The organism is Nitratireductor sp. GCM10026969, assembly GCF_042660605.1.
Classification (GTDB): Bacteria; Pseudomonadota; Alphaproteobacteria; order Rhizobiales; family Rhizobiaceae; genus Chelativorans.
In genome coordinates this window covers 1-8000 of record NZ_JBHSUM010000180.1, presented here as the reverse complement: position 1 = coordinate 8000, position 8000 = coordinate 1, and the positions used below count along the sequence as shown (strand labels likewise).

At 65.5% G+C, this 8000-nt stretch carries 10 protein-coding genes; 3 read left to right on the top strand and 7 right to left on the bottom strand.

Annotated features, from left to right (window positions below; translation table 11 throughout):
- Together purE and ACFP9U_RS22185 are read right to left on the bottom strand one after the other, a co-directional pair.
- On the bottom strand, window positions 1-470 hold a 470-nt coding region (purE, locus tag ACFP9U_RS22190), incomplete at its 3' end, for a 5-(carboxyamino)imidazole ribonucleotide mutase (RefSeq protein ID WP_378624802.1).
- 65 nt (window positions 471-535) lie between these two features.
- Window positions 536-754, bottom strand: coding sequence for a YdcH family protein (locus ACFP9U_RS22185; RefSeq protein WP_322453143.1), 219 nt, complete (start codon window positions 752-754; stop codon window positions 536-538).
- 229 nt (window positions 755-983) lie between these two features.
- Here ACFP9U_RS22185 and ACFP9U_RS22180 point away from each other — a divergent pair, with 229 nt between their 5' ends.
- Window positions 984-1163 carry a YdcH family protein gene (locus tag ACFP9U_RS22180; RefSeq protein ID WP_322453142.1) on the top strand — a complete coding sequence of 60 codons (180 nt, stop codon included), beginning with the start codon at window positions 984-986 and terminating at the stop codon, window positions 1161-1163.
- Between the two features lie 172 nt (window positions 1164-1335).
- Here the strand turns inward: ACFP9U_RS22180 and ACFP9U_RS22175 are convergent, their stop codons facing one another.
- From ACFP9U_RS22175 to ACFP9U_RS22165, 3 genes are all read right to left on the bottom strand, one after another.
- Window positions 1336-2592, bottom strand: coding sequence for an MFS transporter (locus ACFP9U_RS22175; protein WP_378624800.1), 1257 nt, complete (start codon window positions 2590-2592; stop codon window positions 1336-1338).
- A gap of 62 nt (window positions 2593-2654) precedes the next feature.
- Complete coding sequence (locus ACFP9U_RS22170) at window positions 2655-2840, bottom strand: DUF1192 domain-containing protein (RefSeq protein WP_378624798.1); 186 nt, start codon at window positions 2838-2840, stop codon at window positions 2655-2657.
- A 208-nt stretch (window positions 2841-3048) separates the two neighbouring features.
- On the bottom strand, window positions 3049-5250 hold the full coding sequence (locus tag ACFP9U_RS22165) for an esterase-like activity of phytase family protein (protein ID WP_378624797.1): 2202 nt from the start codon (window positions 5248-5250) through the stop codon (window positions 3049-3051).
- 218 nt (window positions 5251-5468) lie between these two features.
- Here ACFP9U_RS22165 and ACFP9U_RS22160 point away from each other — a divergent pair, with 218 nt between their 5' ends.
- Window positions 5469-6173 (top strand): DUF1013 domain-containing protein, encoded by a 705-nt coding sequence (locus ACFP9U_RS22160; protein WP_378624795.1) that lies wholly within the window; start codon window positions 5469-5471, stop codon window positions 6171-6173.
- A gap of 67 nt (window positions 6174-6240) precedes the next feature.
- Here ACFP9U_RS22160 and ACFP9U_RS22155 read toward each other — a convergent pair whose 3' ends face one another.
- Both ACFP9U_RS22155 and ACFP9U_RS22150 read right to left on the bottom strand, forming a co-directional pair.
- Entirely contained in the window at window positions 6241-6696 is a 456-nt protein-coding gene (locus ACFP9U_RS22155) for a thermonuclease family protein (protein WP_378624794.1), read from the bottom strand.
- 77 nt (window positions 6697-6773) lie between these two features.
- Window positions 6774-6974, bottom strand: coding sequence for a DUF1674 domain-containing protein (locus ACFP9U_RS22150; protein ID WP_378624791.1), 201 nt, complete (start codon window positions 6972-6974; stop codon window positions 6774-6776).
- Between the two features lie 142 nt (window positions 6975-7116).
- Between ACFP9U_RS22150 and htpX the strand changes: the two genes are divergently transcribed.
- Window positions 7117-8000, top strand: an 884-nt coding sequence (htpX, locus tag ACFP9U_RS22145; RefSeq protein ID WP_378624790.1) for a zinc metalloprotease HtpX, incomplete at its 3' end; no start/stop codon positions are given.

The window sequence follows — 8000 nt, the reverse complement described above, 5'->3', positions numbered from 1 at the left end:
ACCTTGTCCGTCTGCGCCGCACGCCAGGCGTCGAGCCGCTCGGCCAGTGCCGTGTCGGAAAGAGCAAGCACCGCCGCCGCCAGAAGCGCCGCGTTCACGGCGCCGGCGCGGCCGATGGCCAGCGTTCCAACTGGGATGCCGGCCGGCATCTGCACGATGGACAGAAGGGAGTCCTGCCCCGAAAGCGCGCGCGATTCCACCGGAACGCCGAAGACCGGCAGCGGGGTGAGTGCTGCCGTCATGCCCGGAAGATGCGCCGCGCCGCCCGCCCCGGCGATGATGACCCGGAAACCCTCTTCCCGCGCGCCCCTGGCGAAGGCATAGAGCCTTTCCGGCGTGCGGTGGGCGGAAACGATACGCACGTCATGGCCGACGCCGAGCGCCTCCAGCGTCTCGGCGGCATGACGCATTGTCTGCCAGTCCGACTGGCTTCCCATAATGATGGCAACGTCCGGCTGCTTTGCGTTCATGGAACCATCCCGGCTTTATACTGAGGTCGCTCTAGCCAATCGGGCGGCGTGCTGCAAGCCGACGGTCAGGCGATGATGTCGGGAATGATCCGGTCTTCCAGTTCCTGCATCCGGTCCTTCAGCGCCAGCTTCTTCTTTTTCATGCGCTGGATCTGCAGCGGGTCGCAGCCGGACGCGATCATGGCGTTGATGGCGGCGTCGAAATCGGCGTGATCCTGCTTCAAACGGGCGAATTCGAGGCGAATTTCGGCCTGTTCCTGTTCCGATGTGTTCACGGTCTGCATAGCCTCCGGTGCAGGACACCGCCCCATGCACCCGTCAAACCTCCTACATGGCGGCGTTGAAGCCGTTCCCCGCTCGGGAACAATCCGGTTTCATACCATATTTCGCGCTTGTAATAAACGCTGCTCGAATGGTGTTCGACATCGGCGACAGACAATGGCAGACTGTCATCGTGCCGTCATGGACGGGCGGGCGGTCCGGACGGTAGCGAGGAACCTGATGGAGACCACGATGTCGCTTGAATCCCATCTTGCAGAGTTGCAACGCAAGCACGGCGATCTCCAGCGCGAGATCGACGATGCGATGATGCATCCCTCGGTGGACGCGCTCGAGATTGCCAAACTCAAGAGACGCAAGCTGGCTCTCAAGGACGAGATGGAGAAAATCAAGTCCGAGCGGACACGGCACTGATCCAGCAGGAAGCGCCTGCCGGGCTTACCCGGCGAGCGCCGCCTGCGCCGTGAATTTCCTATAATAATGGGCGAAGCTCCCTGCCGTATGTAACCGACGGCTTCATGCGTCCGTTCGGACGCATGAAGGTGCCCCTCGGGCGCTCGACCCAGCGCATGGCGGGGAGGCGGCCCTATGTGCCGTTCTCGTTTTCCTCGCCATCGGTGCGCGGGTCGAGGAGAACCGTTTGCGGCGTGACCGCACGCTCGGTGGGCAACGTCTTGAAAGCCTCCCTCTCATCGAGCGGCACAGGGGGGCGCTTGGAGATGCGCAGGGCGGCGTAGCCGGCAAGACCGATATGCGCGGCGGTGGTGACCAGGAAAAGGCTTTCCGGCCTGAGCCACTGCATCATCGTGCCCGCCACCAGCGGGCCGGCCATGGTGCCGATTCCGTAAAGGAGGAGGAGGCCGCTGGAAATCTTCACGAAATCGTTCGAGGCGGCATGGTCGTTGGCGTGGGCGACGATGATGGAATAGAGCGTGTATGACAGGAGGCCGTAGATTCCCGTCATGACGATGATGATGCCGCCCGTGCGTGGCGCGGTGAGAAAGATGGCGAGGCCGACGATCGCCGAGCCGAAAGCCAAGCCGCCGATCACGAAGCGCCGGTCGGTGCGGTCGGACAGACGCCCGGCCGGCATCTGCGCCGCGGCCCCGGCGAAAACGGCGATGCTCATCATGACGGCGATCTCGAAGGTGGAGATGCCGATCTCCGCCCCGTAGACGGCGCCGAGCGTGGCCCAGGCGCCGTTGGCAAGACCGATCAGGGTGCATCCGACGAACGCCACGGGGGAGTTGGCGAACAGCCCCTTGAGATCGATCGAGACATCGGCGAGCGGCGCCGGCGTGACCGCCGTCGAAATGGCGGTGGGCAGGAGCGCCAGGCAGAAGAGGATGCCCGTCACCATGAAGAGGACGGCGGTGGAGACGTCACTCAGCGTCACCACCATCTGCCCCACCATGAGCGAGGCGTGGGTGACCATCATGTAGAGCCCGAAGACCGTGCCGCGCGTCTCGTTCGTCGAGCGCTCGTTGAGCCAGCTTTCGATGACCATGTAGGCGCCGGCCATGGTGAAGCCGGTGAAGGCACGCAGGACGATCCAGGCCGCCACGTCGATCCACATGCCGCTGATCAGCGAAACGATGGCGCCGGTGGCGGCGAAGGCGGCGAAGGCGCGCACATGGCCGACGCGGCGGACGAGCCGCGGACTGATGAAGCAGGCGGCGATGAACCCGCCCGCCCAGGCGGTGCCCAGGAGGCCGAGCGCGGTGGTGGAGAAACCTTCCACCTGGCCGCGCAGTGGCAGGAGAAGCCCGTAAAGGCCGGACGCGGCCAGCAGGAACGCCGTGCCGCAAAGCAGGGCGATGATGGAGCCGAAGGATGAGAGCATGAAAGCGGGTCCGCCGTGGTGCCAGCCAGCCGCCTATGGCAGGCGGCGTGCGAAGACAAGTGCTAGTTGCGCCGAAACAGCGCGTCGGCGGTTGCCCGGGTCGTGTCCTTGGCTTGAAGCTCGCGTTCGAGCCGGGCGATCTCCTCCTTCAGGAGAGCGACCGTCTCCTTCAACTCCTCCACGGAAAGTGCTGAAATATCCTGACCGATCACGTAGTGCGGCCGACCTTTGGGGACATCTTCCTCCATAACGCCCTTTCCACCATCGTTTCGTCATCATCGCAATCTCGGGAAGAGTACATAAACCGGGCACCGGCAAGCAACGGTTAAACATTCAGGTGCGCGCCGCATGCCGTGCGCCGAGCCTGGAAGGTGCGATTTCGCGTTTTTTGGGGCACCGGATAAAAAACGCCCCGGCGCAGGCGCCGGGGCATGCGACGGAGTCATGGACTCGCCGTCAGTTGAGGGCGTCGAGGCTTCCGAGGTGCACGAAGATCGTCTCGCCGGACGAATCGCCCACGCCATCATTGTCCGTGACGAAATACGCCTCGCCGTCGGCGTCGATGGTAAAGCCCTCGATCTTGTCCACCACGTAACCGTTGTCCGCGGCGCGCATGTCTTCGAGGAGGTCGCGAACGAGCGCCTTTTCAACCAGCGGCAGATCGCCGCCGAGCGATGCCGGCCGGAAATCGTCCATTGCCACCGCGTAGAGCCTCTTGACGGCGGCGTCGGCGCCGATCTGGTTGTCGCGCTCGACGATATAGAGCATGCCGTCATGGGCGGTGATCTCGGACAGGCCGATCCATCCCTTCTCGGGCGTGTCCAGGGGGTAGCGGACGGCCGACCACTCCTCGGTCGCAGGCCTGTAGGCGAGGAGCTTGACCTGGCCCTCGGGGTCGTCCTTCCATTCGCGCTGGATGGCCATGATCAGCATCCGGTCGTCGCCTTCACCCGTCAGGGTCACGCCTTCCATCCCGTAGCGCTGCTCATGGGCGAGGAGTTCCGCCGGCAGGCCGATCTCCTCCTGGATCCGCCCCTCGGCGTCCACATGCAGGAGGGCGTGGGGAACGAGCTTGCCGCTGTTGCCTTCGGAGGCGAGCCAGAAGCCGCCCTCGCCGTCGCCGACGATGCCTTCCAGATCGAGTTTCTGCGCAGGGGCGCCGTCACGGGTGACGATGATCTTGCGGCCGATCTCGGCGGGCGTCTTCTTGGCATCGATGACGAAGATGGCCGGCTGCGCGCGGTAGAAGGAATCGGAAACGGCGTAGAGGCGGCCCGGCTCGGACGGTTCGGCGGCAAGGCCCGACAGGGCGCCCCAGCCGATGGGCTTCCCGTCCTGCATGACAGACCGGATCATCGGATAGCCCGGCGCGCCGTCCTGAAGCGCATAGACCATCACGTGCGAGCGGGCGGCGCCGTCCTCGATGAGGTCTTCCTCGTTGGCGGTGACGAGGAGATTGCGCGAGGGGATGGCCAGGACGCCTTCCGGACCAATGCCGGACGCAAGCACCTGAACCAGTTCGGGTTCCTCGCCCGCATCGCGATAGACGGCTACCAGAGAGGCACGCTCCAGTGCGACGAAGAAGAAGCGCTCGTCACCGTAGGCGGCCATTTCCAGGCCCTCGGGTTCTGCGCCCTTGGCGTCGGACCGCTTGTCGGGATAGTGGCCGGCGAGGGCTGCCTGATGCTCCAGCGCGGCGCCGGAATCGAACAGGACCTCGCCCTCACGCGAGAAGATCGTGAAGCTGCGCGCACCACCCTCATAGTCGCCCTCGTTGGCGATCACGAGGCGCTCGTCGTCCAGCCACTGCACGGTGTCGGGCTCGCGCAAAAGGCTTTCGGCCGCCTGGTCGAAGCGCAGCGCGCCGTCGTCGGACAGGTCGACATTCTCGACGCTGCCGGCACCGGCGGAGAAGTGGCTCACCACCTCGCCCGTCTCCGCCGAGACAATGGCGATGTGATTGTTCTCCTGCAGGGTCACGACGATCTCGCCGCGGCTGTTGAAGTCCACGAATTCGGGTTCGGGATCCTCCGGCGCGACCTCGGCGAGCCCCGTCAGCGCCGCGGTCTTGACGCTGTCGCAATCGGGAACGCCTTCGTTGAGCGAGAAGATCTGCAGCGCGCCGGCCGGCATCTGCGGAATGGCGCCATCGTTCAGATCCTCGTCGCGCTCGTTCTCGATGGCGACGGCGAGGAAGCGGCCGTCACCGCTGACGGCCACGGAATCGGGCTGGCCGGCCAGCTCACAGGAGGGCTCGGCCGTGCGGGTGGCGATGTCGATCACCAGCAGGTTGCCGGAGGGGGCGGTGTAGCTTTCCGAGGTATTGATGGCGGCGATGGCCTTGTCGCCGGCCACGCTGACCGAGGTGGGTTCGCCGTCAACCTTGACGGTGCCGAGGCCTTTCGGTGCCGCTGGATCGGTGATGTCGACGAAGCCGACGGCGCCCAGCGGGCTGTCGGAATAGATCAGCGTGTTGCCATCCTCGCTCGCCGTGATGATCTCGGAGGAGGTCTGCGTGGCCGGATCCGTGTCGGCCGGCAGGTTCTCCGCGACGGCGAAGGTCGCGATCCGGCTGAACGCCGAATCGGCCAGGGCCGGCATCGCCGTCGACGCCGAAAGTCCCGCCATGAGCGCACACAGCAGCGAATGTCGTGTCATCCTTGTCTCCCTCAATCACTGGAACAACGTTTAGTGGCCGAGGGGGATTGCAGGCGCGTGACGAATAGATGACGTTTCGGTGACCGTTCCTGTGCATGGCTTTGCCACACTTTCCTTGCCTCGAAAGGCGAATGGTCCTATATAGCGGGCATTCCCAAAAATAGGTGGCATGACCACCGCCCGCGCCCGGGACGCGGGCGAGGACAGGATAATTTGCTATGGCCAATACGCTTCTCATGCCCAAGGCAACCGCCGTCTGGCTGGTGGACAACACGGCGCTGACGTTCGACCAGATCGCCGAATTCTGCAGGCTCCACCCGCTCGAGGTGAGCGCGATCGCCGACGGCGACGCGGCGCAGGGCATCAAAGGCATGGACCCGGTAATGACGGGGCAGTTGACGCGCGAGGAGATCGCCAAGGGCGAGGCGGACCCGAACCACAAGCTCAAGCTTTCGGAGCCGAAGGTGCGCGTGCCGGAGGCCAAGCGCAAGGGACCGCGCTATACGCCGCTGTCCAAGCGCCAGGACCGGCCGAACGCCATTCTGTGGCTGGTGCGCCATCACCCCGAGCTGAAGGATGCGCAGATCTCGCGTCTGGTCGGCACCACCAAGTCGACCATCGAGCAGATCCGCAACCGCACGCACTGGAACTCGGCCAATCTGGTGCCGATGGATCCGGTCACCCTCGGCCTTTGCTCGCAGATCGATCTCGACATGGAGGTCGGCCGCGCCGCGCGCAATGCGCCGCCCGCAGCGCCTACGGGCGATACCCTTCTGCCGGCCTCCGAGACCGAGGACCTGCCCGTATCCGAGACGGGCAGACAGGAGGCTCGGGAAGAGGAGGAGGAGAAGGAACTCGACGCCGACGCGGTGTTCGCCAAGCTCTCCTCCCTGAAGTCGGAGCGCAACGACGACGAGGACTGAGGCGACGGCCTTTGTCCGCTGTTCCTGTGGAACCGGTCTGGCACGGACCTCTCCGCGTCAGCGGCGCTCAGCCGCAGGCACTCCGGCGGCGGCCGCCCTCATAGGCGCGGGCGAGGGAGCGTTCCAGGAGTCTGGCGCCCACCGGCTCGCCCTTAGGTGTCGTCACGTCGGCGAGGACGCGGCCGTAGTATTTCCCGCCCGTGATGTTGCGGATTTCGACGGTCGCACCGCCGATCAGGCGCTCGAGCGCGTCGCGCGAGCGCAAGCCCGCCGCCTTCTCCAGCGCGCAACGGGTCCTGATTTCCGGCGCGTCGATCCCGCGCAGCCGCACGCTTACCGTGACGGTCTGTCCCGGCCAGATGCGCGCCTCCGCGACGAAGGTGTCGCCATCGATCACCCGCAGGACACGCGCTTCCACAGGGCCGCGAAGTGTCTCCCCGGCCGAGGCGGGCGGCCCGGGCAAGAGGGCGCTGCCGAACCCGAGGCAGAGGGTGGGGACGATATGGCGCGGTCGAATCGGCATGAAAAGGAAATTATTCCTATTATTCGAAAATAGCAAGCGCGGGGCGGTTCCGACCCGCCGCCCTGTAGGCGCTGTGTCTAGAAATCGCTGGCGATGCCCTTGACTTCCCAGTCGCCATAGCGGGCGGGGTCCGGCCCCTCGCGGCCGCCGATCTCTCGCGGCGCTTCTTTCTCCTGCATCTTTCGGCGTTTGCGCCGCTCCTCGGCCTCTTCCAGGGCGCGCAGTGCGGCAGGCGGCAGGCGGCGGGCGGTCCCGCCCTTATTGAACGCGTCACTCACGGGTTTCTTCCCAGTCCCAATCTTGTTGAATATGCGTTATCGCCTTCCCATCATATAGGCAAATAAGCCGCGCCGTTGCCGCCGCCGTCAAAGCGCGCGGGATGGTTCGAGCGGCGGGTGCATGCGGATGGAGCCCAAGCGCATGAACATGATTCGAACGGCAATGCTTCTGGCGTTCATGACGGCGCTCTTCATGGGCGTCGGCTACCTGATCGGCGGCACCGGTGGCATGATCATCGCCCTGGTCATCGCCGCGGGCATGAACCTGTTCAGCTACTGGAACGCCGACAAGATGGTGCTGAAGATGCACCACGCGCGCGAGGTGGACGAGCGCAGCGCGCCAGAATTCTACCGCATCGTGCGCGGGCTTGCCGCCAATGCCGGCCTGCCCATGCCGCGCGTCTATATCATCGACAATCCGCAGCCGAATGCCTTTGCCACCGGTCGCAACCCGCAGAACGCGGCGGTCGCCGCCACCACCGGCCTTCTGCAACGGCTGTCGCCGGAGGAGGTGGCCGGCGTCATGGCCCACGAACTCGCGCACGTGCAGAACCGCGACACGCTGACCATGACCATCACCGCGACGCTCGCCGGCGCGATCTCCATGCTTGCAAATTTCGCGCTGTTCTTCGGCGGCGGACGCAACAACAATCCGCTCGGCTTCGTCGGCATCCTGATCGCCATGATCGTGGCGCCGCTGGCGGCCATGATGGTGCAGATGGCCATCAGCCGCACGCGCGAATATTCCGCCGACCGACGCGGCGCGGAAATCTGCGGCCAGCCCCTGTGGCTCGCCTCGGCGCTCAACAAGATCGCCCGCGGCGCGCACCAGGTCGTCAACGAGGACGCCGAGCGCAATCCGGCCACCGCGCACATGTTCATCATCAATCCCCTGTCGGGGCAGCGGATGGACGGCCTGTTTTCCACCCACCCGAACACGGAAAACCGTATCGCGGCGCTCCAGGCGATGGCCCGCGAGTCCGGCCTCGGCCCCGGTCAGGCGCCGCGCGCCGATACCGGCGGCGG